This is a genomic window from Nocardia sp. 149-1B, from assembly GCF_057747975.1.
In genome coordinates, this window is the sequence record NZ_CM173233.1 from 2708176 (window position 1) to 2733875 (window position 25700).

Below are 25700 nucleotides of genomic sequence, written 5' to 3' on the forward strand. Positions count from 1 at the left end.
GCCTCTTGGGCTTGCTGGCGGGCGACTTCGACCCTCGGAGATGCTGTGACGTGATCGTGTTCAGGCGAGACACAGGTGACGTCGTGACGTCCTTTCCTCATACCCACCTGGGGTCAGCAACTGACCACGTGATCGACCTTCGAGCCCGGTTGCTGTCGACGCATGTCTACGACTTCTGTCGAGCGCTCGGGATCTCAGTCGATCTCGTCCAGGGGCCCGGCCAGGATCCGGCACTCGATCCTTCGCACCCGTGGGTGGAGTACGGGCCGACGCGCGGCCGTCCAGATCGGTAGGCATGCAGAGATTGGGTAAGGGCAGACCCGCGCCGGTCGCGGCAGCTTCGGATGTCGGTCGACCAAGCGCCGGGCGATACTTCCTGCGTGGGCCTTCGCAACTACCTGGTCGAGGGCGTCTCCGCCACGGGCAAGACCTCGGTGTGCCGAGAGCTGAACCGGCGCGGCTACCAGGCCGTCAACGGTGACAGGGAACTGGCGTACCAAGGCAATCCCGAGACCGGAGAGCCGACCGACACCGCCGACCACGAGCACCACATCTGGGATGTCGATCGGGTGCGCGCGATGGTGACCGACCGGCAGGACCGCGCGACCTTCTTCTGCGGAGGCTCCCGCAACTTCTCGGCGTTCCTCGACCTGTTCGACGAGGTCTTCGTGCTCGACATCGACATCGACACCCTGCACCGACGTCTCGACGAACGGCCGCCGGACGAGTGGGGCTCCACGCGATCCGAACGCGACCTCATCGTCCGACTGCACGGCTCGAAAGCCGACATCCCCCGGGTCGGGGTGGTCATCGACGCCACCCGACCGCTCCCCGACGTCGTTGACGAGATCCTTCGCAGGGCGGGCCTCACCGACACGCTCCACGGGAACACGTAGTCGGTGCCCTCCCACCCGCACATGGACATGAGCGCGCGCCCGAGCGGAGCACGAGCGTGCGTCTGTCGTCACGGGATCGTGCGGAGCCAGTCCGGGCGGGCGGCCTGCAGCGCCTGGTAGGCGTTCTCGACGTCCTGGGCCAGATCGACGTGGGCGATGAAGTCGCGTCCGCGTGGCCCGTACCCGTCGGTGTCATCACGGAGTCGCGGGACCTCGCCCATCACGAGGGACACCCATCGGTGCCAGGGCCACGCGTCGCGGCTGTCTGGGCCTGGCCGGTTCACGGCAATCGCGTCCCCCAGTGACCAGGCACGTCGGAAGCGTGCATCCATCCGGCGTTGCATGGTGGGGTCCTGGACGAGTGCAACGGTGCGTGGTCGCAGACCCTGCTGAGCTGCGACCTGTTCGGCGAGGGTGACGTTGTCTCCGCAGTTCGTGGATCGGGCCTCGAGCAGCACGTCCTCGATGCCGTGATGCTCGCGCAGCCACGTAGCGATCAACTCCGCCTCGGAGGTTCCTTGCGCCTGCGACGAGGTTGGGTCAAGTCCCATCGTGACCAGCACCGCGTCGGTGGTGTGTCCGCGGCCGCCGACCACCATCAACGTGCCGACCTCGTTGGCAGTCACGGCGTCAACTGCGGTCTTCCACGTGGGTGGCATCGAGCCACCGAAGAGCAGCATCAGGTCGACGTACCCCGGCCAGGGGTCCTCCAGCGCGAGCCAGGCCGCAATCGTGTCCAGGTGAGCAAGCAGCGCCCGCTCAGACCGATCAACCGCGGGTTCGTGCGAATCGCTCATCTCGGACTGCGTCACTCCGCAATCTTGCCTGCAGCGGCCTGGCTGGGAACGAACTGACATCGACATGTGCGAACGCACGGGCCCCGGCGGATCCGTTCGTCTCGCACCGTTTGAGCCCGGAGCGCGGCGCCTTCCGGGAAGGCACTGGTGAGAGCGACGCCGGGACTTCACTCAGCCTCAGTTCTCGGCTTCGCCGAGGACCCCGCGCGTCCGTTACCGCTGAGATGACCGCACCCGAACGCTACCTGAAGCGAGCTGTGGTCTCGTCCACGATGGTCGACGGGCACGGCATCACAGGCCCTGCCCATGAGGGCGGTACTAGCCGCCCTCGCCGAGGAGGTCCCAGAGGTTGCCCCACGGATCACGGAAGACGCACACCCGGCCATAGCTCTCCGCGCGGGGCGGTCGGACCAGCTCACACCCACTCTCGATGACGCGGTCGAGGGTGGCGTCGAAGTCGGAGACCCGGAGGAACAGCCCCACCCGTCCGGCGAACTGGCGCCCGATGGCAGCGACCTGCTCCGGCCCGTCCGCCCGAGCGAGCAGGAGCCCAGGCCCACCATCGGCCGGGCGTACGACGACCCAGCGCTTCGGGCGGCCGTCGGTGGTCACGGACGGCGAGTCCTCGGCGAGCTCGAAGCCCAGCGTCCGGGTGAAGAAGTCGATCGCCGAGTCGTAGTCGTCGACGATGAGGGACCACAGTTCCAGAGGCACCCCTGGACGCTACCGGCCGGGAGTTCGAAGGTTGCCCGATGCGGGCGCCGGGCTGAACGTGGGCCGGCCGCTCCCCAGGACGTCATACGGACGGAGCAAGCGGTTCCATCTTCCGTATGACGTCTCGGGGCAGGTCAGAGGCAGGCGGCCCGCGCCCGTCGCTCCGTCTCGGCGACCTGCTGGCGAACGGCCCGGGAGACCGCGCCCGCTGATGCAGCAGTGCTGGCAGTCGATCCGTCCGATGCGCTTCAGCAAACGCTGCGTCGCTCGCGCGCGATTCGCCGGCGGCGACTGGCCACTACCGGTGCGACCGTCGCCGTTGCAGCCCTCGGCGGCGTGCTCGCCTCGGCGTACCTTCCTCATCAGCCCACCGCCCCGACGGCAGAACAACCACCGGCGGGCGTCACGCTTCTTCCCGCTGTCGACCTGACGGCGCGCACCGATCCCGCAGTCACCTGGGAGCGCGGCGGGTTGTTCGTGTGGGGCGGTGCGGCTTCCGATGCGCAGAGCAACACCGGTGTCAGTTCGTCTCCGGAAGGAGGGACCACCACTGACACCGGTGCGGCCTCGGACGGCGCGATCTACGACCCCGACCTCGGTGCCTGGACGGCGCTCCCCGAATCCCCGCTCAAGGCACGTAGCGGCGCTGTGGCGGTCGAGATCGGCAACGGTGTACTCGTCGCTGGTGGACGCTCTGGATCCATGGCGCTATCGGATGCAGCGGTCTACGACATGTCGGGTCAGTGGGAGGCCGTCGCGGACTCGCCGAACTGTCCTTCGCTGGCCGCACTGGTCGACGACGTCATCGTGACCACCGGCCGCTGCCCCGCCGACGGCCACGACTCGTCGATCTTCGACCCAGCAACATCTCGATGGACAGCGCTGTCGCCCACCGGCCTCCACAACATCGTCCAGCTCGTCGCTTGGAAGGGCACGGCGGTGGCTGTCGACGACTCCGGGCGAGTCGCCGAGTTGAAGGGACACAGCTGGCATGAACTCGAGGGGCTCCCAGACTGGAGCGGAGGGCAGAGGCCGGTCCTCGGCTCGGCGGCCGGCGACTTGATCGCGGTCGGACGGGCCGGTGGGGCCGGAGCAGGTGCCCTCTGGCGATTCTCGGCTACCGGATGGGCGCAGGCGGCCGAAGGCGACTTCGCTCCCTCCTCGTCCACCTACCCGCCGGTCAACACGGAGAACTTCTCCCTCTGGGCGACTGATCGAGGCTGGTGCTGGTGGGACGGTTCCGACGTCTCCTGCGCGAACGCGGCGAAGGGCGGGGAACTTGGTCCCCGCGAGGAGACCACGCCAGGTGCGGTATCCGATTCGGACACCGTGTACCTCTGGGGCGGCACGACGCTCCCTGACGATGGCCAGTCGGGGCTCCCGCGGCCATCAAACGCAGGTGTCCGACTCGACTTGAACACGGTCTTGCGCTGAACTAGCAGCCTAGGGCCGAAGGCGCGAGGGAGCGCCTGTGCGGTGGGACAACGGACTCTAGGCCCGAGGGTGCGTAGGAGTTCAGTTCTGGGCGGTCTCCGCGCAACGGGCAGACACGTCAGTCACAGACTGGCGGCCAGCGCCCGCCGGTCGGCGTCGGCGGTCTGCTGGCGGAACAGGCGCGACACCAGCCCGGTGAGGGCGAACCCGAGGACGCCCCACATCGTGGCCAGCGTGATCAGCGAGGCGCGCCGGAAGTACCAGAGCGTGTCGGCCGGGAAATCACTGATCTCGTTGATGCTCCCGAACACCTGACCCGCGACCACCATCACGACGACGTAGCCGCCCACGCCAGCAACGGTGCCGGTGTACGTGCCGAACCGATCACGCAGCCGGACCGCGGCGTACGTCGCGACCGCGGCCGCGAGCACTGACACGGCCAGGAAGCCGAAGTAGAGCGCGGTCCGCTCACCGATGGTGTCGCCGCTGCCGACGCCGGGCGGCGCGGCGGGGTACTTCAGGAAGGGCACGAGCGCCACCGCCACGAAGCCCAGCAGGGAGACCAGCGCGACCGTCTGGCCGGGCAGCAGCCGGCCGGTGCGGCCGACCAGGGCCGCCGCGACGAGGGCGACGATGCCGCCGAGTGCGACGCCGACCGCGAGGGAGCCGGTCAGCAGGCCCCAGGTGCGCTGGGTGTCACGGGAGACCTGGTCGCCGTCGTCGTGGGAGTGGGCCTCGTCGTGGGAGTGGGTGTGCTCGCCGGCCTCCTCCAGGGCGATCGCGGCCTCGACGTGAGGCTCACCGACCTGGTGGGCGACGAAGAACGTGGCCAGGCCGGCGACCAGGCCCGCCAGCAGGCCACGGATGAGAAAGGCGCGTGGGTTCACGGGAGCTGTCCGTTCAGAAGGCGTGCCTCGACGACCGCTGTCCCGGCTTGCGGGCAGCGGGAGGCAGCGACGAGTGGGAGACGCGGGCGCCGGGTCAGTGACAGGGGTACCCGAGCAGGTGCCGGCCGTCGTGCACCCACTCGTGGATCGCGGTGCCGGCCGGGAGCGAGACCGCGCCCTGGTCGGCGCTGATGAAGAACAACACCAGCGCCCCGAGCAGCCCGAAGAACAGCGCCCAGGGGGCGAGCTCGCCGAGCGGGATGGTGGGCACCTCGACGGCGGTGCTGGCCGGTGCGGTCGTCGACTGCGACATGGGGTCCTCCTCAGGGTGATGCGCCCTGGTGGTGTGAGTGATCACGAACGCCCGGGTCTGACTTCACCGCCGAGGCGGTGTCACAGCAGCGCGACTGTGCCGGATTCACACCGGCTTCCATTGGCGTTCGCTGGACGCAGCCTACGGGGCGAACGGGCCGTCCGGCCACCGGCTCACCGGCTCACCGGCTCACCGGCTGGTACGTTGCCGGCACGATGACGACGTACGTCCTGGTCGGCACCTCGCCGACCGACGCCACCCGCCGCCACGAGCTGCGGTCGCAGGCCGACCGCCTGGGCGCCGAGCTCGCGTTCCTCCAGCTCGCGACCCCGTCGCTGGTCACCGTGCTCGACCGGCTCGCCGACGACGGCACCCCGCGGGTGGTCCTGGTGCCGGTCGCCGGCGGCCACGACGGCCCGGGCGCCTCCTGGGTGCGCCGGATCGCCGCGCACTGGTGGCGGGCGTACGGCGAGGACGTCCCCGAGCTCGCCACCACCCCAGGTGCGCTGACCGATGAGGCGTCCTTCGGCGACCTGGTCGCCCGGGCCCGCCCGATCACCCACGGCGGCCCCGGCCTCACCTCCCCCGCCTGGGAGGACGTGAACCGCCACCGTCGCCAGGTGCTGGTCTGTCGCGGCCCGCGCTGCACCGCTTCCGGCGCCGAGGATTCTTGGGTCGCCCTCGTGCTCGCGTTGATGCGCCACGACCTCGGCGACGACGACGTACTCGTCACCCACACCGGCTGCCAGCTCCCCTGCAACCACGCCCCCGTGGTGACCGTCCAGCCCGACGACGTCTGGTACGGCGCGGTCGACGCCGGCGCCGCCGAGGAGATCGTCGCCGGACACCTGGCCGGTGGTCAGCCGGTCGAGCGGGTGCGACTGCGGCGGCAGGTCCGAGGCGGCTGAACGCCATCGCGGCGTGAGGTCCCGGCCTCGTCTGGTCGATCCCAACCTCTCAGGGTTCGGTTCGACTGGCCGAGAGTCTCACGATGGCGTGCCACTAGTCGGCAGGCCCCGAGACTGGAGTGCCGATATGTCGAGTTCGCTGAGCGGGACTGTGACGTCAGAAGTAGCTGCGCCGCGGAGGTCGCTTCGCGTGGGCGACCTGCCGGTCAAGGCGAAGGTCCTGGCCGCGGTGGGCGCGGCGGTCGTGGCCGCGCTGGTCGTCGGACTCGCCGGCATGGTCGGGATGGGCAGCCTCGCTGACCGCAGCCAGCACTCCTACGAGCAGAACACCCTGGGCATCGCCTACGCGGCGGCCATGCGCACCGACATCGGCGACATCCGCTCCCTGTCCCAACAGGCCGCGCTGACTCCGTCGGCAGAGACGACCAAGCAGATCCTCGAGAAGCTCAAGGCCGCCGCAGCCCAGTACACCAAGGACGAGACCGCCTACAAGGGCACCCCCACCACCGCGGGGACCCCGGAGCTGATCTCCCAGGCGCGGGCCGCCTTCGACGATGGGCTCGACTACGTCAACACGACGCTGACCCCGCTGGCCGTCAGCAACGACCCGGCAGGTTGGTACGCCGCGTCGGAGAAGAACGACTCCTTCGACCAGGCCCTCGACGCGCTCGACCAGGACGTGAAGCTGGAGATGTCCGCAGCGAAGGCGAGTGCGGCCAGCTCGACCGACAAGTACCACTCGTTGCGGACGCTCGAGATCGCGATCCTCGTGATCGGCGCGCTGCTTGCCCTCGGCCTGGGGTGGATGGTGGCCGCGACGATCGCTCGCAACCTGGCGAAGGTCAAGAGCGTGGCCGACGCGCTCGCCGCGGGCGACCTGACCCACTCCGCGAACGTCACCGTGCGCGACGAGGTCGGGCAGATGGCTGCGTCCTTGGACAGCGCGAACTCTCGGCTCCGGGAGCTCATGGCCGATGTGCTCGCCTCGTCCGACTCGCTCGCCGCCGCCTCGGAGGAGCTCTCGGCCTCCAGCCACCAGATCGCCGCCGGCGCCGAGGAGACCAGCGTCCAGTCGGGCGTGGTGTCCGGGGCTGCCCAGGAGGTCTCGCGAAACGTCAGCACCGTCGCCGCCGGCGCGGAGCAGATGGGCGCCTCGATCCGTGAGATCGCGACCTCCGCCAACGACGCCGCCCGGGTGGCGTCCGACGCCGTCGCCACCGTCGAGTCGACCAACGAGACCGTGGGCAAGCTTGGCACCTCCAGCCAGGAGATCGGCAACGTCGTCAAGGTCATCACCTCGATCGCCGAGCAGACCAACCTCCTGGCCCTCAATGCCACCATCGAGGCCGCCCGCGCCGGCGAGGCCGGCAAGGGCTTCGCCGTGGTCGCCAACGAGGTCAAGGAACTCGCCCAGGAGACCGCCCGCGCCACCGAGGACATCTCCCGGCGCGTCGAGGCCATCCAGGCGGATACCGGAGGTGCGGTCGACGCGATCGGCCGGATCGCCACCATCATCACGAAGATCAGCGACTACCAGAACACGATCGCCGCCGCGGTCGAGGAGCAGACGGCGACCACCAACGAGATGGCGAGGAGCGTCGCCGAGGCCTCCACCGGTTCCGACGAGATCGCCTCGAACATCATCGGAGTCTCGGCTGCCGCCGAGTCCACGACCGAGGCGCTCGCCCAGACGCAGACGGCCGTCAACGACGTCTCGCGCATGGCCGCCGAGCTGCGCGCGGGCGTCAGCCGCTTCACCGTCTAGCGGCTGGCGAGCGCATCTGACGCCGTCCCGGACAACCGGGACGGCGTCAGATGGTTGCTCGGCCGGCAGGTCAGTCGTCGAGGAACGGGTAGTCCGGGTAGCCCTCAGCGCCACCGCCGCCGGGGAGATCGTCGCTGGGCACCTGGTGGGTCGGGGCACCTACGCCGTCGGACCCGCGTGCTTCGATGCCGGCATGCACGAGGTCGTTGTCGGTGCGCTGGTCAGTGAGGGCCGTGTCCTTCTCGTGCTGCGCAGCAAGGACAAGCCGGTTCGCCCGGCGCTCTGGGACCTGCCTGGCGGTGTCGTCGAGCGGGGCGAGTCGGAGCTGGATGCGCTCGCCCGGGAGCTGCGTGAGGAGCTCGGCGTCCAGGTGTCGCTCGACTCGGTCTCGCCCCTGGCTCGGGTGATCGCAGGCCCCGAAGATGATCCGGTGTCGATCAGCGCCTGGCTGGTGGAGACGTGGCAGGGCACTCCGGCGAACGTCGCACCCGAGGAGCACGACCTCGTCGAGTGGTTCGGCCTCGACGAGCTGCCTCCACCTCCCCACATCGTCGTCCGCGACGCGGTGGTCGACGCGATGCGAGCCCGCGCGAGTTGCCGCGCCGAGAGACGATGGCGTCATGAGCGATGACGCCGGTCGAGGGACACCCGAATCGGTGTGGGACTACCCGCGGCCGCCGATCGTCGTCCCCTCGGACGAGCACGTGGTCGTCGAGCTCGACGGCGAGGTCGTGGTCGACACCCGGCGATCGGTTCGTGTGCTCGAGACCAGCCATCCCCCGGTCTACTACCTCCCGGTCGACGCCGTCCGGTCCGGCCTGCTCCGGCCCGTGTCCGGCACGACGTGGTGTGAGTTCAAGGGCGTGGCGTCGTACTTCGACGTCGTGGGCCGCAGCGGTCGGGTGCTGGCTCGCGCAGCCTGGCACTATCCCGATCCCACCGCTGGCTACGAGGCGCTGGTCGGCCACGTCGCCATCTATCCCGGAGTGGTCGACCGATGCTCTGTCGACGGCGAGACAGTGGTCGCGCAGCCTGGTGACTTCTACGGCGGCTGGATCACCAGCAAGGTGACGGGCCCCTTCAAGGGAGCACCGGGAACCTCCGGCTGGTAGACACGCCAGGACGCTGCGCCAGTTGTGACCTCTGGCCTGGCGCACTTGTTCGGCAAGCGGGTGTGTCAGCGCCAGTCGAAGTACTCGCGGTGGATGTTGCGGGACTTCACTCCGGCGTCGCGGAAGCCGCGGACCAGGTCACGGAGCATGGCTTCGGGACCGCACAGGAACACTGAGGCCTTTGACGCGCTGCTGCCCAGGTCTTCGACGACCTCGGCGCTGGTGAGCCTGCCGCGGAGGGTGGAGTCGACCAGGTGCAGGGTCACCTGAGGGTGATCACCCGCGGCCTGGGTGAGCTCGTCTGCGAAAGCTGCGGGGGTCCCGCTGTGGGCGTAGTAGAGGTCGACCGGTCCGCGCGGCGGGTGGGTGTCGAGCGCGCGCATCCAGCTCAGGAAGGGAGCGATCCCAACCCCGCCGCCTATCCACACCTGTCGCTCGGTGCCCTTGGCATGGTCGAAGCGACCGTGGGGTCCGCCGATGACAGCTGGCATTCCTGGCTCGAGGAGGTCGTTCAAGGAGGAGGTGTAGTCGCCCAGTGCCTTGATGGTGAAGCGAACCTTGTTCTCGTGAGGTGCGCTGGCAATGGTGAACGGGTGCCGGTGCCAGCCGTCCTTGGCCTCGACGTAGACCAGGGCGAACTGGCCGGGGGCGAATGTCATGGGTTTGCCCAACGGCCGGAGCGTGACCTCCGTCAAGCCCTCCGCCGCCGGCGCGATGGTGTCGATCTCGTAGTCGTGCAGAGACCGAACGAAAGATGCGATGAGCTCGCGGTAGAGGTAGAACGCGAGCCCAATGCCGCCGATGGCGACGTAGGACCAGCGCAGCGTCGGGGACTTGGGGAAAGGTGAGCCGTCGAGGAGGCCGTGGAAGAACGACGCCGCGACGAAGAGGCCCGTGAGTCGGTGGAGTTGACGCCACCTGTCGTAGCCCCCGAACAGCTTGCGGACGTCCCTGATGACCGGGGCGTCCTTCAATGCCCGGATCGTGCCGCGGAACGCGGAGGGCACTACCGATTGCCAGCGGGGCAGGATGGCCCACACCGCAAGGGCAACCATTCCAATCGCTCCGATGGCGCCCAGCGGTCCGCCCCATGAAGAATGGATGGGGCTGGAGGACAAGGGAATGTGCAGCGCCAGGAGCACTAGGCCGGTGATCGCCATGCGTCGGTGCCAGATAGCTGCCCGGTCAATGCCGTCGAACCACTGCTCCACCCACGGTAGGGAGCTGATCAGCACCAGCGCCGCCGACAGCAGCAGAATCGACACAGCGCCCACCAGCTGACCGAAGTAGGCGACGCCAGGCTCGGAGGCAGGCTTCAAAGCCATCCACAGACCTACGTCAGCGACGACCAGGACGATGATCGACACAGGACCGACATCTCGCGGCGCGAGAAGGTCAGGACGACTCATGGCTAGACCGTAGCGGCGATGCTCCTCATCGAGGAAACCCCGGCAGAGCACGCATCGACGAATGCACAGCCCGCATCTGCGCAGGTTCTGACGCCTCGGCAAGGCAGCGGTACGACGCACCTTTCGCGGCATGAGCGGACGCTTCGTCGGCGTGCTGTGACCGCATGGCGGTCGAGTGTGCAACGCTCGCTCGATGACGCCCAACGACGAGTTGTCGATTGACCGGCAGCTCGAGGAGGTGGCTCAACGCCTACACATCCTCGAACCGATCCTCCAAGCGCTTGAACAGCCACATCGTGTGCTGGATGTACTCCTTGAAGCGGAGGACGCCGAGGCTGGCCGATTGGCTCTGAAGACTGAGTTCGGGTTAGACACGATCCAGGCGACCGCCGTCATGGACGCTCAGTTTCGCCGCGTCACGCGCTCAGACAGGGACAAGATCCGCACCGACGCTGCAGAGATGCGGGCGCTGCTGGAGCGGTTGCGCACGTCCCCGTGAGTCCAACCGACGTGGTGTGCCGCGCACGCTCATCGGCAGATGCGGGCCCGCGACCGCACGTGGACCCCACCGGTCCGGCGCAACGACCGGACCGGTGCTCCGCCTCGAGATCTGCTCAGTCGTCGAGGAACGGGTAGTCGGTGTAGCCCTCGGCGCCGCCGCCGTAGAAGGTGTCGCCGTTGGGCTCGTTGAGCTCGGCGCCGGCCTGCCATCGGGCGGGCAGGTCGGGGTTGGCCAGGAAGAGCCGACCGACGGCGACCGCGTCGGCGAGGTCCTTGTCGAGGATCTCCTGGGCCGACTCGCGAGTGGTGATCTCACCGAAGCCGTCGTTGGCGATGACCACGCCACCGAAGGAGCGGCGCAGGTCCTGGATGAGGTCCTGCTTGGGGTCGGCGAGGACGCTCAGGTAGGCCAGTCCGAGCGGGGCGATGCCCTCGACCAGCAGGCGGTACGTCGCCGCGACGTCGGCCGGGTCCTCCTCGGTGGCGCCCTGGATGTTGTGGGCCGGCGAGATGCGGATGCCGACCCGGTCGGGTCCGATCGCCTCGGCCACCGCACGGGTGACCTCGAGCGCGAAGCGGACCCGGTGCTCCGGCGAGCCGCCGTACTCGTCGGTGCGGTGGTTGGAGCCGGGCGCGAGGAACTGGTGGATGAGGTAGCCGTTGGCGCCATGCACCTCGACGCCGTCGAGGCCGGCCTCGACGGCGTTGCGGGCGGCCTGGACGTAGCCCTCGACGATCGCGGGGATCTCCTCGGCGGAGATCTCGCGCGGGGTCGGGAAGGGCTTCATCCCGCCGCCAGTGAACATCTCCCCCGGGGCGGCGACCGGGCTCGGCGCGATGATCTCCTGGCCGCCGGTGTTGTCGGGATGGGAGATGCGACCGACGTGCATCAGCTGCGCGACGATCCGGCCGCCGTTCGCGTGCACCCCGTCCGCCACCCGGCGCCAGCCGGCGAGCTGCTCCGCGGAGTGGAACCCGGGGGTGTTCAGGTAGCCCTGGCCCTCGGCGGTGGGCTGGCTGCCCTCGGTGATGATCAGCCCCGCGGAGGCGCGCTGGGAGTAGTACTCCACCGCGAGGTCGCCGGGCACGGTCCCCTCGGCACGGTTGCGGGTCAGGGGCGCCATCACGAGCCGGTTCGGCAGCGTCCACGGTCCAACGGTCAGAGAGTCGAAGAGATCAGCCATACCTGGCACAGCGCTCCCGCCGCTCGGGTCTGTTCCGAGCTGCGCTGGTGAGAACTGTCACCGTTTGACACACCCGATCGCCGCATAGGTGGCGAGTACGGCGCGTCGCGCCGGATCTCGCCAGCACAAGTCCGCAGACCGACGACGTCCTCGTCCACGGTAGCGACGCCGAACCACTGTCGGAGGTCCCTGTTTGACTGTTCCCATGCAGCAACCTCGGGTGCTGGAGGAGATGTCGGAGGACCCGGTCCTCGACTTCGCCGGTGCCTGCGCGCAGGCCGCCTGGCGAGCTGAGGTGGACCTGCTGCGGGCTGCCTATCAGTGGTCAGTGCTGCACTCCGCTGACCGGCTCGACCCGGCCCAGGCCCGGTTGCCGGGGCGGGAGCAGGCACGCCAACTGGGTGGTCCGGGTGTGCCGGAGGTGAGCGAGTTCGCGAGCCCGGGGAACCCGCCGGTCCTCGAGCTCTGGCACTCACCCATCCGCATCGAGATCGACCCCGACTACCCCGACTTGGCCTGACCTCGCCAGCGCGCGTTGATCGGCAGGTCACTTGCGCTGAAAGGGGGACAGGTCGACCTGACATCGATTCTGACCGACCGGGACCGACGCCCAAGCCGTAGGCTGCGCGTCGTGCCTGCCGCTGCCTGGATCGAGCACCTGCGCTCCGACGGTGAGCACGTCGGCTGGATGGTGCCCTCGGGCGACGGGTTCCACGTCGTCGATCTGCTGGGCCGTCAGCGCACGGAGAGCCCAGTCGGCTGGCTTGACGCCGAGGAGATGTTCGAGACGCTCGGCATCGGCTACCTGGCCAATCGCTACAGCCTGCGGCTTTCGGATGGTGCGGAGCAACGCGTTCGCATCAGCGAGGTGAGCTCCTCGCACATCGTCGTCCTTGCCGATGACTTAGGTAGCGCCTCGTCGGTCGGGGCCAACCCGGAAGCGTTCGAGCTGCCGTTCCCTGCCCCGGACAGCCTGCGGTCACTCGAATGACGTCAGACAACGGGCGGAACATCCCGCTCGACGCAGCGGCAAGCCGGCAACTGACCGGAGACGATGTTCGGTTGGTGGCTCGCTGCTCCATTTGGCGGCGGGATGCCTCAGACGGGCAGCACCGGGACCACGCCATGTGCGTGCGGACTGTGCGTTCATCTGAGGTCTTCACTGAGATAGACGTCGATGAGACCGCCAGGCACGCGGGTCAGCGGCGACGGATCGCGGCCCCGAGCACGCCCCCACTCAGAGCGATCCGGCCATCCCCGCGCGCGAGAGTCGCGGCGCGCGGGATGTCGGCAGGAGTGACCGGCCGACCATCTCCCATCGTGGGGCGGTGCTCGACGCGGTCGCCGTAGCGGTTGGTGCCGCCGAGGGTGAGGCCGAGCGAGCCGGCGAAGGCGGCCTCGATGACGCCGGCGTTGGGGCTGGGGTGGGTGGGGGCGTCGCGGCGCCAGGTACGCCACGCCTCGCCCGCTCGCGACGGGTTCGCGACCAGGACCGCGAGGGCGGCGTACCGGGATCCCGGCAGGCCCAGCAGGTCGTCGAGGCGGGCGGAGGCCCAGCCGAAGCGCTCGTAGCGAGCATTGCGGTGGCCGACCATCGCGTCCAGCGTGTTCGCCGCGCGATGAGCCAGGAGCCCTGGGATGCCGGCGACGGCTCCCCAGAAGAGAGGTGCGGTGACGGCGTCGGAGGTGTTCTCGGCGACCGACTCGGCGACCGCGCGGGCGATCTCGTCGGGCGACAGCTCACTCGTGTCGCGACCCACCAGGTAGGTCAGGCGGTGGCGAGCCCCGGGGAGGTCACCCGCAGTGAGCAGCGCGTGGACGGCCATGGCCTCGCGCTCGAGGCTCTTCCCGCCCAGCACCGTCCAGGTGGCCAGCGCCGTGGCGCCGGCGTGCAGCACCGGGCGGCCGCGGGTCGCTCGTTCGACGCCCACGCCGAGCAGCGCGCAGCCCCCCACCAGCACGGCGTTGTGCAGGACGCCGCGGGCGCGGGAGTCGGCGTACAGCCTGGACTCGAGCCGCGAGGCGACCGTGCCGAACAAGGCGACCGGGTGGCCGCGGCGGGGGTCTCCGAACGCCCGGTCCGCCACAAAGCCGAGGAGCAGCCCCACCGCTCGGGAGCGGCTCACGAGATCGCGTCCAGCTCGGCGAACAGCCGCGCGCAGGTCTCCGGTGGGCGGACGGCGATCCGGACCCAGGTGGCGTCGAGGCCGGGGAACGTGTCCGCACGGCGTACGGCGACACCCCGCTCCCGCAGGGCTTCGCGGGTGCCGGCGCCCAGGCGGGCCAGCACGAACGACGTCTCCGACGGCAGCACCTCGACCCCGCGCTCCTCCAGCCCGGCCACCAGCTTCGAGCGCCAGGTCGTGATGCGCTCCGCGCGGCGGGTGGCCTCGGCGAGCGCGGCGGGCGCGGTGCACGCGACCGCGGCGGTGACCGCCGGGCCCGACACCGACCACGGCACCTGGCGGGCCGCGAGGCCGGCGATGCTGCGCTCGCTGCCGAGGACGTAGCCGGCGCGGATGCCCGGCATCGACCAGTGCTTGGTGAGGCTGCGGATCACCAGCAGCCCGCGGCGCCGGTCGCGCGCCAGCGACTCGCGCTCCCCCACCACCGTGTCCATGAACGCCTCGTCGACGACCACCACCCGCTTGGGCCGCCGCAGCCGCAGCAGGTCCGCGGCGGGGTGCAGCACGCCGGTCGGGTTCGTCGGGTTGCCGAGCACGACGAGGTCGGCGTCGGCGGGCACCGCGTCGGGGTCGAACCGATAGCCGTCCTCCGCGCGGCACGGCACCACCGTCACCCGGTGCCCGGCCCGCTCGAGCGCGGCGTGCGGCTCGGTGAACTGCGGGTGCACCACCACGACGTGGCGCCACTGCTTCCACCGCGCGACCAGCTCGAAGGCCTCGGCCGCGCCGGCGGTCACCAGCACCTCGTCGGTACGCCGGCGGTGCAGCTCCGCGATCGCGGCCCGCGCCGGGGCCGGGTCGGGGTAGCGCACCGAGTCGCGTACGCCCTCGAGCAGCGCGGCCTCCAGCCACGTGGGCCGCGGCTCGGGGTGCACGTTGACCGCGAAGTCCACCAGCCCCGGCCCGGTCTCGCGGTCGCCGTGGTGCAGCAGTGGCTCGGCCGGCGGCTGCTCGACGACCGTCACGACCGGCCCGACAGGCTGCGACTCCGCAGACACGGGAGAGGCAACGTCGGCGGCCTCGGCGAACCGTTGCGCCAGGGCGGGGCTCCCCGCCCAGTGCAGGTGGAGGTACGACGCGTGCAGGGTCGGCGAGGCGACGCCGATCAGCTCCCCGTCGATCTCCCACGCCGGCGTCCACCCGCGGGCCGGCCGGGTCAGCGCGGTGCGGTGGAACTCGTGCCCGCGGACCTCCTCCCCCGCCCGGCTCAGCAGGTTGTCGCCGGCCGCCCGGGCGACCGGGTAGCGCAGCGTCAGCCGGTGGGTCATCGCCGCCTCCGCCCCGACCACGCCGGCCATCGGCGTCCCGTCGAGCGCGTCGAGCAGGTACAGCAGACCCGCGCACTCGGCCACCGTCGGCAGCCCGGCGGTCACCGCCTCGCGCACCTGGGCGAGCAGCGGGGCGTTGCGGCCCAGCTGGCGCACGTGCACCTCGGGGAAGCCGCCGCCGAGCAGCAGCGCCCGGGTGCCGTCCGGCAGAGCAGGATCGGTCAGCGGGTCGAACGGCACGACGCGACAGCCGGCGGCGGTGAGCAGCTCCGCGGTCTCGGCGTACGCGAACGTGAACGCGCGCCCGGCGGCCACCGCGACCGCCGGCGCCCCGGCGACGGGCCGCACCTCGGCGGCCGGATCCCACGGCGCCACGTCCAGGTCGGGAGCGGCCGACGCCAGCGCGAGAACGGCGTCGAGGTCGACGTGGCGAGCCACCTGCTCCCCCAGCCGGGCCACCACCTCCGCCGCACCGTCGCGCTCGCCGGCGGGCACCAGCCCGAGGTGGCGCGACGGCGAGGAGATCGCGTCGTCGCGGGGCAGCACGCCCACCACCGGGACCTCCAGCGAGCGCGTCACCTCGGCGACGTTGCGGGCCGAGCCGGCCCGGTTCAGCACGACGCCGACCACCTCGACGCTCGGGTCGTAGGAGGCCATGCCGGCGACCACCGCGCCGACCGACCGCGACATCCGCGCGATGTCGACCACCAGCACCACCGGCGTACGCGTGAGCCGGGCGACGTGCGCGGTCGAGGCGAACCCGTCGGTGCCGATGCGGCCGTCGTGCAGCCCCATCACCCCCTCCACCACGGCGACGTCGGCACCCCGGGCGCCGTGCAGCAGCAGCGGCGCCACGCGGTCCTCGCCGACCAGGTGCGGGTCGAGGTTGCGGCCGGGTCGGCCGGTGGCGAGCGCGTGGTAGCCGGGGTCGATGTAGTCGGGGCCGACCTTGTGGCCCGACACGACCAATCCGCGCGAGCGCAGCGCGGCCATCAGCCCGGTGGCGACCGTGGTCTTGCCCTGGCCAGTTCCGGGTGCGGCGACGACCACCCGGGGCAGGCTCACCACTCGATACCTCGCTGGCCCTTCTGGCCGGCGTCCATCGGGTGCTTGACCTTGGTCATCTCGGTGACCAGGTCGCTGACCGCGATCAGCTCCTCCGGCGCCCGCCGGCCGGTGACCACGACGTGCTGGTGGCCGGGCCGGTCGCGCAGCGTGGTGACGACGTCGTCGAGGTCGACCCAGCCCCAGCCGATCGGGTAGGTGAACTCGTCGAGCACGTACAGGTCGTGGGTCTCCGCGGCCAGTCGGCGCTTGATCTCCGCCCAGCCCTCGGCGGCGGCGCGGGCGTGGTCCTCCTCGTCGCCCTGGCGCTTGCTCCACGACCAGCCCGAGCCCATCTTGTGCCACTCCACGGGCCCGCCCTCGCCGGTGTCGGCGTGCAGCTCGCCGAGGCGCTCGAGCACGGTCTGCTCGCCGATGCGCCACTTCGCGGACTTCACGAACTGGAAGACCCCGATGTCCCAGCCCTGGTTCCAGCCGCGCAGGGCGAGGCCGAAGGCGGCGGTGGACTTCCCCTTGCCGTCGCCGGTGTGGACCATCAGCAGCGGCCGGTTGCGGCGCTGGCGGGTGGTGAGCCCGTCGTCGGGCACGGTGAGCGGCTGTCCCTGGGGCATCAGTGGGTCTCCTCGAGTACGGCGGCGAAGCGGGCGACCTCGCCGATGACGGTGACGGCGGGCGCGACCGTGGCGAACGCGACGGTCGCGATGCCGGCCAGGGGTGCGCGGTGCACCTGCTGGTCGGCGTGGCCGCCGCGCGAGACGACGGCGGCCGGGGTGGCGGGGTCCAGGCCGTGCGCGAGCAGCTCGGCGGTGATCGCGGGGAGGTTGGCGACGCCCATGAGCACGACGAGCGTCGTGCGGCTCGCCGCGAGGGCGGCGTAGTCGAGCCGGTTGTCCGGGTGCCCCGGCGGCACGTGCCCGGAGATCACGCTGAAGCCCTGCACCAGCCCGCGGTGGGTGACCGGGATGCCGGCCAGGGCCGGTACGGCGACCGACGAGCTCACACCGGGCACCACCCGCACCGGGATGCCGGCCGCGGTGCACGCCAGCAGCTCCTCCATCCCGCGGCCGAACACGAACCCGTCGCCGCCCTTGAGCCGGACCACGCGGCAGCCAGCCCGCGCGTGGGCGACCAGCAGCTCGTTGATCCGCTCCTGGGACGTGAACGGCCCGCGCGGCAGCTTGGATACGTCCACGACCTGCGCGTCGGGCCGGGCCCAGGCGAGGGCGTCGGCGGGCGCGAGATGGTCGACGAGCAGTACGTCGGCCTGCTCGACCGCGGCCCGGCCGGCGACCGTCATCAGCCCGGCGTCACCGGGTCCCCCTCCGACCAGCACGACCGTGCCGGGGCGGAGGGTCTCGAGGGTGCCCATCAGGCGACCCGGCCCTGCGACCGACTGGCGACCACACCCACGAGGCCGCGGGCGTCGACGCGTTCCATCGGCACGTGCTCCGCGCGCAGATGACCGGCGAGCGTGCGGGCCAGGCCCAGCCGCAACGGTCCCTGCTCGCAGTCGACCACGACCGACGGCACCCGCAGGCCGGCCAGGTGGCTGGCCGCCTGCTGCGACCGAGCCACGGCGTCGGCGCCCGAGGTCGCGCGGCCGTCGGTGACGACGATCAGCAGCGGCCGCAGCCGCGCGTCGCGGAGGCGCTCGCGGGTCAGCACCCGGTGCGACTCGACCAGCGCCTCGGCGACCGGCGTACGTCCGCCGGCCGGCAGGTCGTCGAGCAGCGCGGCGGCCACCTCGACCGACCCGGTCGGCGGGAGCGCGAGCCGGGCGCCGTCGCCGCGGAAGCTGATCAGCGCGACCTTGTCGCGACGGCGGTAGGCGTCGGTGAGCAGCGACAGGATCGCGGTCTTGACCGCGACCATCCGCCGGCGCGCGGCCATCGACCCCGAGGCGTCGACGCAGAACAGCAGCAGGTTGGCCTCGCGTCCCTCGCGTACGGCGGTGCGCAGGTCGGCCGGCTCGAGCACGACCCTGCCACCACCCGCCGCCGGTCGCGTTGCCCCAGGCCGGATGACGGAGCGCTCGGCCGCGGCGCGCAGCGTCTCGACCAGGTGCACGGGTCCTGGGCCGGTGCCACTGCCGACCCGACGGCCGCTCGCCCCGAGCGCGCGGCTGCGGCGGCCGGGACTGCCCTGGCCGACGCCCTCGACCGTGAACAGTCGCGGGCGGTACGCCGCCCGGGCCCGATCGGTGGTGTCCGCTCCGCCCGGACCGGACGGTGCCGGCGCCTGAGCGGGCGGGGCCTCCGGGGCGTCCGAGACGTCCTCGCCCTCCGGTGCGGGATCGGGCTCGGGCTCCGGCGGCGATGGTGGTGCCGGCGGCTCTGGCGGCTGCGGCTCCGGTTCGTCATCACCGAGCACCTGGTCGAGCAGGTCCTCGTCGAGCCCGGGCGCGTCGAACGGGTCGCGCCGGCGGCGGTGCGGCAGCGCCAGCAGCGCGGCCACCCGGATGTCCGCGCGGGTCACCTGGTCGCGCCCGACCCACGCGGCGTGGGCGGCCGCGGCCCGGGCGGTGACGATGTCGGCGCGCAGCCCGTCGACCTCGAAGGCCGCACACACCTCCGCGACCTTGAGCAGCGCGGCCTCGCTGAGCACCACGTCGTCGAGCCGCGCCCGGGCATCGACGATGCGCCGGGTCAGGTCCTCCTGGGACTCGGCGTACCACCCGACGAAGGCGGCCGGATCGCGGTCGAAGGCGAGGCGGCGGCGGACGACCTCGACGCGCAGCGCGGGATCGCGCGGCGCGGCGACCTCGACGGTCAGTCCGAACCGGTCGAGCAGCTGCGGGCGCAGCTCGCCCTCCTCGGGGTTCATCGTGCCGATCAGCACGAACCGCGCCGCGTGGCTCAGCGAGACGCCGTCGCGCTCGACACTGACCGAGCCGGTGGCCGCGGCGTCGAGCAGCAGGTCGACGAGGTGGTCGTGGAGCAGGTTGACCTCGTCGACGTACAGGACCCCGCGGTGCGCGCGGGCCAGCAGGCCCGGCTCGAACTCGACGGCTCCGGTGGTCAGGGCCTTCTCGAGGTGCAGCGACCCGAGCACCCGGTCCTCAGTGGCACCGACGGGCAGCTCCACCAGCCGCACCGGCCGGCGGGTCTCGGTGCCGGGCGCGAAGGGCCCGTCGGGCGAGGTCGTACCCGGGTCGCGCGGGTCGATCGAGAACCGGTCGCCGTCGTGCACCTCGATCCACGGCAGCACGTCGGCGAGGCCGCGCACGGTCGTGGACTTCGCGGTGCCCTTCTCGCCGCGCACCAGCACGCCGCCGATGGCGGGGCTGATCGCGGTCAGCACGAGTGCGAGACCCATGTGGTCCAGCCCCAGGCTGTCGAGCTCGGTGTCGTGGCCGCAGCCGAGGACAGCAGAAAAGGGGTACGTCGTTGGCACGTGTGAGGCTCCCGCTCGCTAGGCCATGGGTGGTGCTGGCCACGCGAGGCCGGTCTTCGGACTTGCCGGGTCACTCCCCGAAGGAGTGCTCGGTTCACCGCAGCGGGCCTGCGCCGGACTCTCACCGGCTTCCCAGATTCTCCCCGTTGTCCGTCCCCACCGTTTCCGGTGGCTGGGCCGCAGGGGCACCTCACGTGTGTGGGCGTCACGATAGCGTCCCGTCCGTGCCCGACCCGACACATCCGCACCCTGGACCGGAGATCACCGTTGTCGGCGTCGGCGCGGACGGCTTGCTCGACGACGCCGCGGCCGCTCTGGTGAGGGACGCTGAGGTGCTCCTCGGCGGCGCCCGCCACCTGGCCGAGGTGCCCGAGGTCGCCGGGCAGGTACGCCGGACGTGGCCGTCCCCGCTGGCGGACTCGCTCCCCGCGCTGCGGGAGGAGCTGCGGGGTCGCCGGGCCGTGGCGCTGGCCTCGGGTGACCCGATGCTCTCGGGGATCGGCAGCACGCTGGTGCGCGCGTGGGGTCCTGACGTCGTGCGGGTGCTCCCCGCGGTGTCGTCGGTCGCACTGGCCCGGGCCCGCATGGGCTGGTCGGCCGAGGAGTCCGTGGTCGTCACGCTCGTCGGCCGCCACGAGGCCCGGCTGCTGCGCGAGGTCGCGCCGGGTCGTCGGATGCTGCTGCTCACGTCGGGGCCCGAGGCACCCGCCGTCGTGGCCGAGCTGCTCGTGGAGTCCGGGCACTCGGACGCGGAGGTGACGCTGCTGGCCGACCTGGGCAGCGGGCGCGAGACCCGGACGACGCGGCCGGCCGCGCAGTGGCTCGACGTACCCGCCTCCGAGGTGCCGGCCCTGCACGTGCTGGCGGTGCAGATCCCTGTCAACGGTGCGGGTCTGCGTTCAGCATGGGTCGCCGGCCTGCCGGACGACGCCTTCGAGCACGACGGCCAGCTCACCAAGCGCGACCTGCGCGCCTCGGCCCTTGCCCGGCTCCAACCGGTGCCCGGACAGCACCTGTGGGACGTGGGTGCCGGCGCCGGGTCGATCGGCATCGAGTGGATGCGCGCGCACCCCACCTGTCGCACGACCGCGGTCGAGACCGACCCCACCCGCGCGGCGCGGATCGCTGTCAACGCAAGGGCTCTCGGCGTGCCCGACCTCACCGTCGTCGAGGGCCGCGCCCCCGACGCACTGGCAGGGCTCGCGGCTCCCGACGCCGTGTTCATCGGCGGCGGCGCCACCCGCCCGGGTGTTCTCGACGCCTGCCTCGCCGCCCTGCGCCCCGGGGGACGCCTCGTCGTGCACGGCGTCACGCTGGAGACCGAACAGCTGCTCGCCGGCGCCCACCGCGCCCACGGCGGCGAGCTCACCCGGATCGCCGTCGAGACGACCGCCCCGGTGGGCGGCTTCACCGGCTGGACGCCGGCGCGCACCGTCACCCAGTTGTGCCTGGTCCTCTGACGCCGTAGCGCTCGTCGTGCAGCACCGCCGAGAGCGGGCTGCGGCCACGCCAGCCGAAGCGCTCGAGGTCAGGTACGTCGGACAGTGCGTCGACCTCGCCGACGCAGAGCCACGCCACCGGACGCACGTGCTCGGGGAAGCCGACCAGGTCGCGGAGGAACTCCTCGCGGTAGAAGCTGACCCACCCCACGCCGAGCCCCTCCGCGGTCGCGGCCAGCCAGAGGTTCTGGATCGCCAGGCACACCGAGTAGAGCCCGGTGTCGGCGATCGCGTGCTGGCCGAGCACCTGCTCCCCCGCGGTCGTCGGGTCGTAGCCGACCACCACGCCGAGGCCGGACTCGACGATGCCCTCGACCTTGATGCGCGCGAACGTCTCGGCCCGCTCGCCGGCCAGCGAGGACGCGAAGACCTGCCGCTCGTCCTCCACGTGGGCATGGAACGCCCGCAGCGTGTCGGGGTCGCGGACGGTGACGAACACCCACGGCTGCGACATGCCCACGCTGGGTGCCCGGTGCGCAGCGCTCAGCACGCGCTCCAGGACATCGGGCTGCGGTGGCCCGGTGAACTCGGCGCGGGTGTCGCGGCGGCGGGCGATGGCGTCGTACAGATCCATGTGTCCTCAGGTCCTGTCGCGGGCCGGGCTGTAGAGGAACGACTCGGCCGCGGACAGGTCGTCCGCGAGCGCCCGGCCGACGAGGATCACCGCGGCCTGCCGGAGCCCGGCGTCCTCGACGAGGTCGGCGATCGTGCCGACCGTGCCGCGCAGCACGAGCTCCTCGGGCTGGCTGGCGCGGTGCACGACGATCGCCGGGCAGTCCGCGCCGAGCACGTCGGCGAGCTCGGCCATCAGCTCGCGGATGCGGGTGATCGCCAGGTGCAGCGCCAGCGTGGCGCCCGTCGCCGCGAAGCCCGCGAGCGACTCCCCCGGACCCATCGGCGTCGAGCGGGCGCGGGTGCGGGTGAGCACCACCGACTGCGCGACCTCGGGCACGGTCAGCTCGCGGCCGACCAGCGCGGCGGCGGCGGCGAACGCCGGCACGCCCGGCGTCACCTGCCAGCTCACGCCCGCGGCGTCGAGCCGCCGGGTCTGCTCGTGCAGCGCCGAGTAGAGGGACGGGTCGCCGGACGTCAGCCGCACCACCTGCTCCCCCGCCCGCGAAGCCGCCACGAGCTCCACGGTGATCTGGTCGAGGTCGAGGTCCTGGGTGTCGACGAGCCGAGCCCGGGGCCCGCAGTGCTCGAGGACGCCCGGGTCGAGGTAGGTCCCCGGGTAGAGCACGACATCCGCAGCCGCCAGCAGCCGCGTCGCCCGGACCGTGAGCAGGTCGGCGGCGCCCGGACCGCCGCCGACGAAGTGGACGCTCACCGGACGTACCTCGGGGTCCACACGCCCGCGGCCGACACCCGCGTCGCCGAGGCACCCACGATCAGCAGGCACCTCATGTCGATCGTGGCCGGATCGAGCTCGCCGAGCGTGGTCACGGTCAGCGACTCCTCGGCCCGGCCGACGTCGCGACCGACGACCACGACCGTGTCGGGCTTGCGGTGCTCGAGCAGCAACTTCCGGGCCGTCGCCACCTGGTCGGTGCGCGATCGCGAGGCGGGGTTGTAGATCGCGAGCACCAGGTCGGCCTCGGCGATCGCGCGCAGCCGGCGCTCGACCACCTCCCACGGCTTGAGCCGGTCCGAGAGGCTGAGCACCGCGAAGTCCGCGCCGATCGGAGCACCGGCCCGGGCGGCCACCGCCTGCACGGCACTGACGCCGGGCAGCACCCGCACGCGGACGTCGGCGTACGCCGGGTCCTCGGCGGCCTCGAACACCGCGGCCGCCATCCCGAACACCCCGGCGTCACCGCCGGAGACCACCGCGACCCGCTCGCCGCGCAACGCGAGGTCCAGCGCGACCCGGGCCCGGTCGACCTCGACGGTGTTGCCCGAGGCGTGCCGGGTCAGGCCGGCGCGCTGCGGCACCCGGTCGACGTACGGGCCGTAGCCGACCACGTGGTCGACCTCCGCCAGCGCCGTGCTCGCCTCGGGGGTCAGCCAGCCGTCGGGTCCCGGGCCCAGACCGACGACCAGCAGCTCGGTGCTCTCCGCCACGGGTGTCGACAGATCGGGCGCCGTCACGTCGTCGCGGGACCGGCGCCCGTTGCGGCTGTCGCCGGTGACCACGATCAGCGAGAAGTACGGCACGGTGTCGGCGTCGACCTCGGCGACCGGGCGCCACTGCTGCTCGGGCATCGAGGCGCGCTCGACGTACAGCGCATGCTCGAGCCGGCCGGCCGCGGCCAGCGCGCGGCGCACGGCCGGGAACGTCCGGCCGAGCTTCATGATGATCGCCCCGTCGGTGCCGGCCAGCCGGCGCGCGAGCTCCGGCTCGGGCAGGGTGCCGGGCAACACGGTGAGCACGTCGTCCTGCCGCACGAGGGGGCTGGCGACGTACGCCGTCGCCGCGAGGAACGCCGGCACCCCCGGGACGATCTCGGTCTCGTAGCGCGCCGAGAGCCGATCGTGCATGTACATGTAGGAGCCGTAGAACAGCGGGTCGCCCTCGGCGAGCAGCACCACGTCGCGCCCGGCGTCCAGGTGCGATGCGAGCCGCGCGGCCGCCTCCTCGTAGAACTCCGCCATCGCGCCGGCGTACCCGCCCGGGTGGTCGGTGGTCCCGGTCGTCACCGGGTAGGTCAGCTCCTCCTCGAGGACGCCGTCGGGCAGCAGGCCGGCGGCGATCCGGCGCGCGTTGGACCGCTTGCCGGCGGCGGCGTGGTAGGCCACGACGTCGGCCTGCTCGATGAGCCGCGCCGCCTTGCGGGTGATCAGCTCGGGGTCGCCGGGGCCGACGCCGACACCGCTGAACCGGCCGGTCCTCACTCCTCCTCCTGGGCCAGTGCGTTGAGGGCCGAGGACGTCATCGCGGAGCCGCCGCGGCGGCCGCGGACGGTCACGTACGGGATGTCGATGGCGTACGCCGGCGCCAGGTCGACGAGGGCCTGCTTGGACTCGGCGGCGCCGATGAACCCCACCGGGCAGCCGACGATCGCGGCCGGTCGGGGCGCCCCGTCGATCAACATCTCCAGCAGGTGGAACAACGCGGTCGGCGCGTTGCCGATCGCCACTACCGCACCCTCCAGCCGGGGCCCCCACAAGGAGACCGCGGCCGCGGTGCGGGTGGTCCCCCACTCCCGGGCGAGGCCGGGCACCCGCGGGTCGTTGAGGGTGCAGAGCACCTCGTTGTCGAGCGGCAGGCGGCTGCGGGTGACGCCGGTCATCACCATCGTCGCGTCGCACAGGATCGGCGCCCCGGCCTCGAGTGCGGCCCGGGCGGCGGGCACGACGCGCGGGTCGATGACGAGGTCCTCGACGAGGTCGACCTGCCCGCTGCCGTGGATCATCCGCACCGCGAGCCGTTCGGCGCCGGCCGGCACCGTCGCGAGGTCGGCCTCGCGCCGGATGGTCGCGAACGACTCGAGGTAGATGTCGGCGCCGCGGTCGGCGTACTGGAAGTGCCGGCCGGGCCGGCGCGGCGCACTCATCGGGCCTCCCCCGGGACGAGCACCCCGTGCCAGGGCGTGACGATGAGCTCCGGCGCCGCGGCGGTGAGGCGTTCGACGGCGCCGCGGCCGAGCCCGGTGTCCGGCACCGGCACGTGCGTCCCGCCCGGCACCGGCCCGAACGCGAGCGCCGGCAGCGGCGGCGGCAGGTCCGGATGCCGTGGGTACGCCGGCACCAGGGGCGCCGTGAGCTCCCGGACGTGCCACGGCACGCGGTCGCCGGCACCCCGGACCTGGAGGAAGCGCCGGGCCAGGTCGGCGAGCCGCCGGGGTGCGTCGGCCAGCAGCATGACCGGACCCCAGCCGTCACCGATGCGCAGCTGGGCGCGGTCGGCGTCGAGCGCCACGAGTCCGAGGTCGCACGGCCGCTCGACCAGGTCTCCGCGGCCGTCGTCGAGCACGAACAGGAACCGGCCCGGGAGGCGGCCCAGGTCGGGGTCGGCGCACAGCTCACGGTCGAGCTCCGCCACGGCTGGTCGCAGGTCGACCCGTCCCCCGGCCAGGCCGGTCTGCGGCGAGGACATGATGTTGCGCGCCAGGTCGTGGGCGCGGCTCGGCAGCAGGCCGGTGGCCTCCACCGCGCCGAGCACGTGGTCGGGCAGGTGGCCCGGGAGGTCGTCGGCGCCGGGCAGGGCGCGGACCTGGAGGTTGGCGCGGCCGGTCACGTGCACGTGGCCGTCGCCGTACTCCTCGGCGAGGTCGACGAGCGCGCGCAGCGAGGTGGAGCGCACGTGCCCACCCGGGAGACGGAGCCGCACGAGCAGCCCGTCGTCGGCGGGCCAGGGGCGCAGCGCGCCGGGGCAGCGGTCGGGACGAAGACGGTTCACGGGAGTCACCACGTTCTGAGTCCGGGTCCG

26 protein-coding genes and 1 riboswitch are annotated in these 25700 nt (G+C 72.2%); of the genes, 10 read left to right on the forward strand and 16 right to left on the reverse strand.

Annotation, left to right across the window (positions count from 1 at the left end; genetic code table 11):
- Positions 1 to 344: 344 nt before the first annotated feature.
- Positions 345 to 896, forward strand: coding sequence for a nucleoside/nucleotide kinase family protein (locus tag AC3ANS_RS13020; protein WP_488292013.1), 552 nt, complete (start codon positions 345 to 347; stop codon positions 894 to 896).
- 68 nt (positions 897 to 964) lie between these two features.
- Here AC3ANS_RS13020 and AC3ANS_RS13025 read toward each other — a convergent pair whose 3' ends face one another.
- On the reverse strand, positions 965 to 1708 hold the full coding sequence (locus AC3ANS_RS13025) for a YdcF family protein (protein WP_488292014.1): 744 nt from the start codon (positions 1706 to 1708) through the stop codon (positions 965 to 967).
- Between the two features lie 303 nt (positions 1709 to 2011).
- Positions 2012 to 2407 carry a VOC family protein gene (locus AC3ANS_RS13030; protein WP_488292015.1) on the reverse strand — a complete coding sequence of 132 codons (396 nt, stop codon included), beginning with the start codon at positions 2405 to 2407 and terminating at the stop codon, positions 2012 to 2014.
- A 219-nt stretch (positions 2408 to 2626) separates the two neighbouring features.
- Here AC3ANS_RS13030 and AC3ANS_RS13035 point away from each other — a divergent pair, with 219 nt between their 5' ends.
- Entirely contained in the window at positions 2627 to 3841 is a 1215-nt protein-coding gene (locus AC3ANS_RS13035) for a Kelch repeat-containing protein (protein ID WP_488292016.1), read from the forward strand.
- A gap of 122 nt (positions 3842 to 3963) precedes the next feature.
- On the opposite strand, the gene AC3ANS_RS13040 is transcribed toward AC3ANS_RS13035, so the two are convergent.
- Positions 3964 to 4728 carry a CbtA family protein gene (locus AC3ANS_RS13040; protein WP_488292017.1) on the reverse strand — a complete coding sequence of 255 codons (765 nt, stop codon included), beginning with the start codon at positions 4726 to 4728 and terminating at the stop codon, positions 3964 to 3966.
- A gap of 94 nt (positions 4729 to 4822) precedes the next feature.
- Positions 4823 to 5041: a CbtB domain-containing protein gene (locus AC3ANS_RS13045; RefSeq protein WP_488292018.1), complete on the reverse strand. Its 219-nt coding sequence runs from the start codon at positions 5039 to 5041 to the stop codon at positions 4823 to 4825.
- A 215-nt stretch (positions 5042 to 5256) separates the two neighbouring features.
- On the opposite strand from AC3ANS_RS13045, the gene AC3ANS_RS13050 reads away from it, so the two are divergent.
- From AC3ANS_RS13050 to AC3ANS_RS13065, 4 genes are all read left to right on the forward strand, one after another.
- Complete coding sequence (locus AC3ANS_RS13050; protein ID WP_488292019.1) at positions 5257 to 5949, forward strand: (2Fe-2S) ferredoxin domain-containing protein; 693 nt, start codon at positions 5257 to 5259, stop codon at positions 5947 to 5949.
- 190 nt (positions 5950 to 6139) lie between these two features.
- Positions 6140 to 7714 carry a methyl-accepting chemotaxis protein gene (locus AC3ANS_RS13055; protein ID WP_488292020.1) on the forward strand — a complete coding sequence of 525 codons (1575 nt, stop codon included), beginning with the start codon at positions 6140 to 6142 and terminating at the stop codon, positions 7712 to 7714.
- A 193-nt stretch (positions 7715 to 7907) separates the two neighbouring features.
- Positions 7908 to 8345: an NUDIX domain-containing protein gene (locus tag AC3ANS_RS13060; RefSeq protein ID WP_488292021.1), complete on the forward strand. Its 438-nt coding sequence runs from the start codon at positions 7908 to 7910 to the stop codon at positions 8343 to 8345.
- Complete coding sequence (locus AC3ANS_RS13065) at positions 8335 to 8826, forward strand: DUF427 domain-containing protein (RefSeq protein WP_488292022.1); 492 nt, start codon at positions 8335 to 8337, stop codon at positions 8824 to 8826. Before AC3ANS_RS13060 ends, AC3ANS_RS13065 begins: the two co-directional genes overlap by 11 nt.
- A gap of 65 nt (positions 8827 to 8891) precedes the next feature.
- Here the strand turns inward: AC3ANS_RS13065 and AC3ANS_RS13070 are convergent, their stop codons facing one another.
- Positions 8892 to 10235: a ferredoxin reductase family protein gene (locus AC3ANS_RS13070; protein WP_488292023.1), complete on the reverse strand. Its 1344-nt coding sequence runs from the start codon at positions 10233 to 10235 to the stop codon at positions 8892 to 8894.
- A 193-nt stretch (positions 10236 to 10428) separates the two neighbouring features.
- Between AC3ANS_RS13070 and AC3ANS_RS13075 the strand changes: the two genes are divergently transcribed.
- Complete coding sequence (locus AC3ANS_RS13075) at positions 10429 to 10734, forward strand: hypothetical protein (RefSeq protein WP_488292024.1); 306 nt, start codon at positions 10429 to 10431, stop codon at positions 10732 to 10734.
- Positions 10735 to 10849: 115 nt separating this feature from the next.
- Here the strand turns inward: AC3ANS_RS13075 and AC3ANS_RS13080 are convergent, their stop codons facing one another.
- On the reverse strand, positions 10850 to 11920 hold the full coding sequence (locus AC3ANS_RS13080) for an alkene reductase (RefSeq protein WP_488292025.1): 1071 nt from the start codon (positions 11918 to 11920) through the stop codon (positions 10850 to 10852).
- A gap of 205 nt (positions 11921 to 12125) precedes the next feature.
- Between AC3ANS_RS13080 and AC3ANS_RS13085 the strand changes: the two genes are divergently transcribed.
- Positions 12126 to 12440, forward strand: coding sequence for a hypothetical protein (locus AC3ANS_RS13085; RefSeq protein ID WP_488292026.1), 315 nt, complete (start codon positions 12126 to 12128; stop codon positions 12438 to 12440).
- A gap of 111 nt (positions 12441 to 12551) precedes the next feature.
- Positions 12552 to 12911 carry a hypothetical protein gene (locus AC3ANS_RS13090; protein WP_488292027.1) on the forward strand — a complete coding sequence of 120 codons (360 nt, stop codon included), beginning with the start codon at positions 12552 to 12554 and terminating at the stop codon, positions 12909 to 12911.
- Between the two features lie 208 nt (positions 12912 to 13119).
- On the opposite strand, the gene AC3ANS_RS13095 is transcribed toward AC3ANS_RS13090, so the two are convergent.
- The 5 genes from AC3ANS_RS13095 to AC3ANS_RS13115 are packed head-to-tail and all read right to left on the reverse strand — an operon-like array spanning position 13120 to position 19832.
- Positions 13120 to 14046, reverse strand: a complete 927-nt coding sequence (locus AC3ANS_RS13095) for a cobalamin biosynthesis protein (protein WP_488292028.1) — start codon at positions 14044 to 14046, stop codon at positions 13120 to 13122.
- Positions 14043 to 16439, reverse strand: coding sequence for a bifunctional hydrogenobyrinic acid a,c-diamide synthase/histidinol phosphate aminotransferase CobBC (gene cobBC, locus AC3ANS_RS13100; protein WP_488292029.1), 2397 nt, complete (start codon positions 16437 to 16439; stop codon positions 14043 to 14045). Before cobBC ends, AC3ANS_RS13095 begins: the two co-directional genes overlap by 4 nt.
- Positions 16436 to 17050, reverse strand: coding sequence for a cob(I)yrinic acid a,c-diamide adenosyltransferase (gene cobO / locus AC3ANS_RS13105; protein WP_488292030.1), 615 nt, complete (start codon positions 17048 to 17050; stop codon positions 16436 to 16438). The genes cobBC and cobO overlap by 4 nt, the downstream gene beginning before the upstream one ends.
- Positions 17050 to 17808, reverse strand: coding sequence for a uroporphyrinogen-III C-methyltransferase (gene cobA, locus AC3ANS_RS13110; protein ID WP_488292031.1), 759 nt, complete (start codon positions 17806 to 17808; stop codon positions 17050 to 17052). Before cobA ends, cobO begins: the two co-directional genes overlap by 1 nt.
- The gene (locus AC3ANS_RS13115) at positions 17808 to 19832 is read right to left on the reverse strand and encodes a VWA domain-containing protein (RefSeq protein ID WP_488292032.1); all 2025 of its coding nucleotides are present in this window, start codon (positions 19830 to 19832) and stop codon (positions 17808 to 17810) included. The genes cobA and AC3ANS_RS13115 overlap by 1 nt, the downstream gene beginning before the upstream one ends.
- 40 nt (positions 19833 to 19872) lie before the next feature.
- Positions 19873 to 20029, reverse strand: a riboswitch (cobalamin riboswitch).
- Between the two features lie 27 nt (positions 20030 to 20056).
- Here AC3ANS_RS13115 and cbiE point away from each other — a divergent pair.
- The gene (gene cbiE / locus AC3ANS_RS13120; protein ID WP_488292033.1) at positions 20057 to 21292 is read left to right on the forward strand and encodes a precorrin-6y C5,15-methyltransferase (decarboxylating) subunit CbiE; all 1236 of its coding nucleotides are present in this window, start codon (positions 20057 to 20059) and stop codon (positions 21290 to 21292) included.
- Here cbiE and bluB read toward each other — a convergent pair.
- The 5 genes from bluB to AC3ANS_RS13145 are packed head-to-tail and all read right to left on the reverse strand — an operon-like array spanning position 21267 to position 25670.
- Positions 21267 to 21905, reverse strand: coding sequence for a 5,6-dimethylbenzimidazole synthase (gene bluB / locus AC3ANS_RS13125; protein ID WP_488292034.1), 639 nt, complete (start codon positions 21903 to 21905; stop codon positions 21267 to 21269). The genes cbiE and bluB overlap by 26 nt on opposite strands.
- Before the next feature lie 6 nt (positions 21906 to 21911).
- The gene (locus tag AC3ANS_RS13130; RefSeq protein ID WP_488292035.1) at positions 21912 to 22658 is read right to left on the reverse strand and encodes a cobalt-precorrin-4/precorrin-4 C(11)-methyltransferase; all 747 of its coding nucleotides are present in this window, start codon (positions 22656 to 22658) and stop codon (positions 21912 to 21914) included.
- Positions 22655 to 24163 (reverse strand): precorrin-2 C(20)-methyltransferase, encoded by a 1509-nt coding sequence (locus AC3ANS_RS13135; protein WP_488292036.1) that lies wholly within the window; start codon positions 24161 to 24163, stop codon positions 22655 to 22657. The genes AC3ANS_RS13130 and AC3ANS_RS13135 overlap by 4 nt, the downstream gene beginning before the upstream one ends.
- Positions 24160 to 24825, reverse strand: a complete 666-nt coding sequence (locus AC3ANS_RS13140) for a precorrin-8X methylmutase (protein ID WP_488292037.1) — start codon at positions 24823 to 24825, stop codon at positions 24160 to 24162. Before AC3ANS_RS13140 ends, AC3ANS_RS13135 begins: the two co-directional genes overlap by 4 nt.
- Positions 24822 to 25670, reverse strand: coding sequence for a nitrite reductase (locus AC3ANS_RS13145; RefSeq protein ID WP_488292038.1), 849 nt, complete (start codon positions 25668 to 25670; stop codon positions 24822 to 24824). Before AC3ANS_RS13145 ends, AC3ANS_RS13140 begins: the two co-directional genes overlap by 4 nt.
- Positions 25671 to 25700 lie beyond the last annotated feature (30 nt).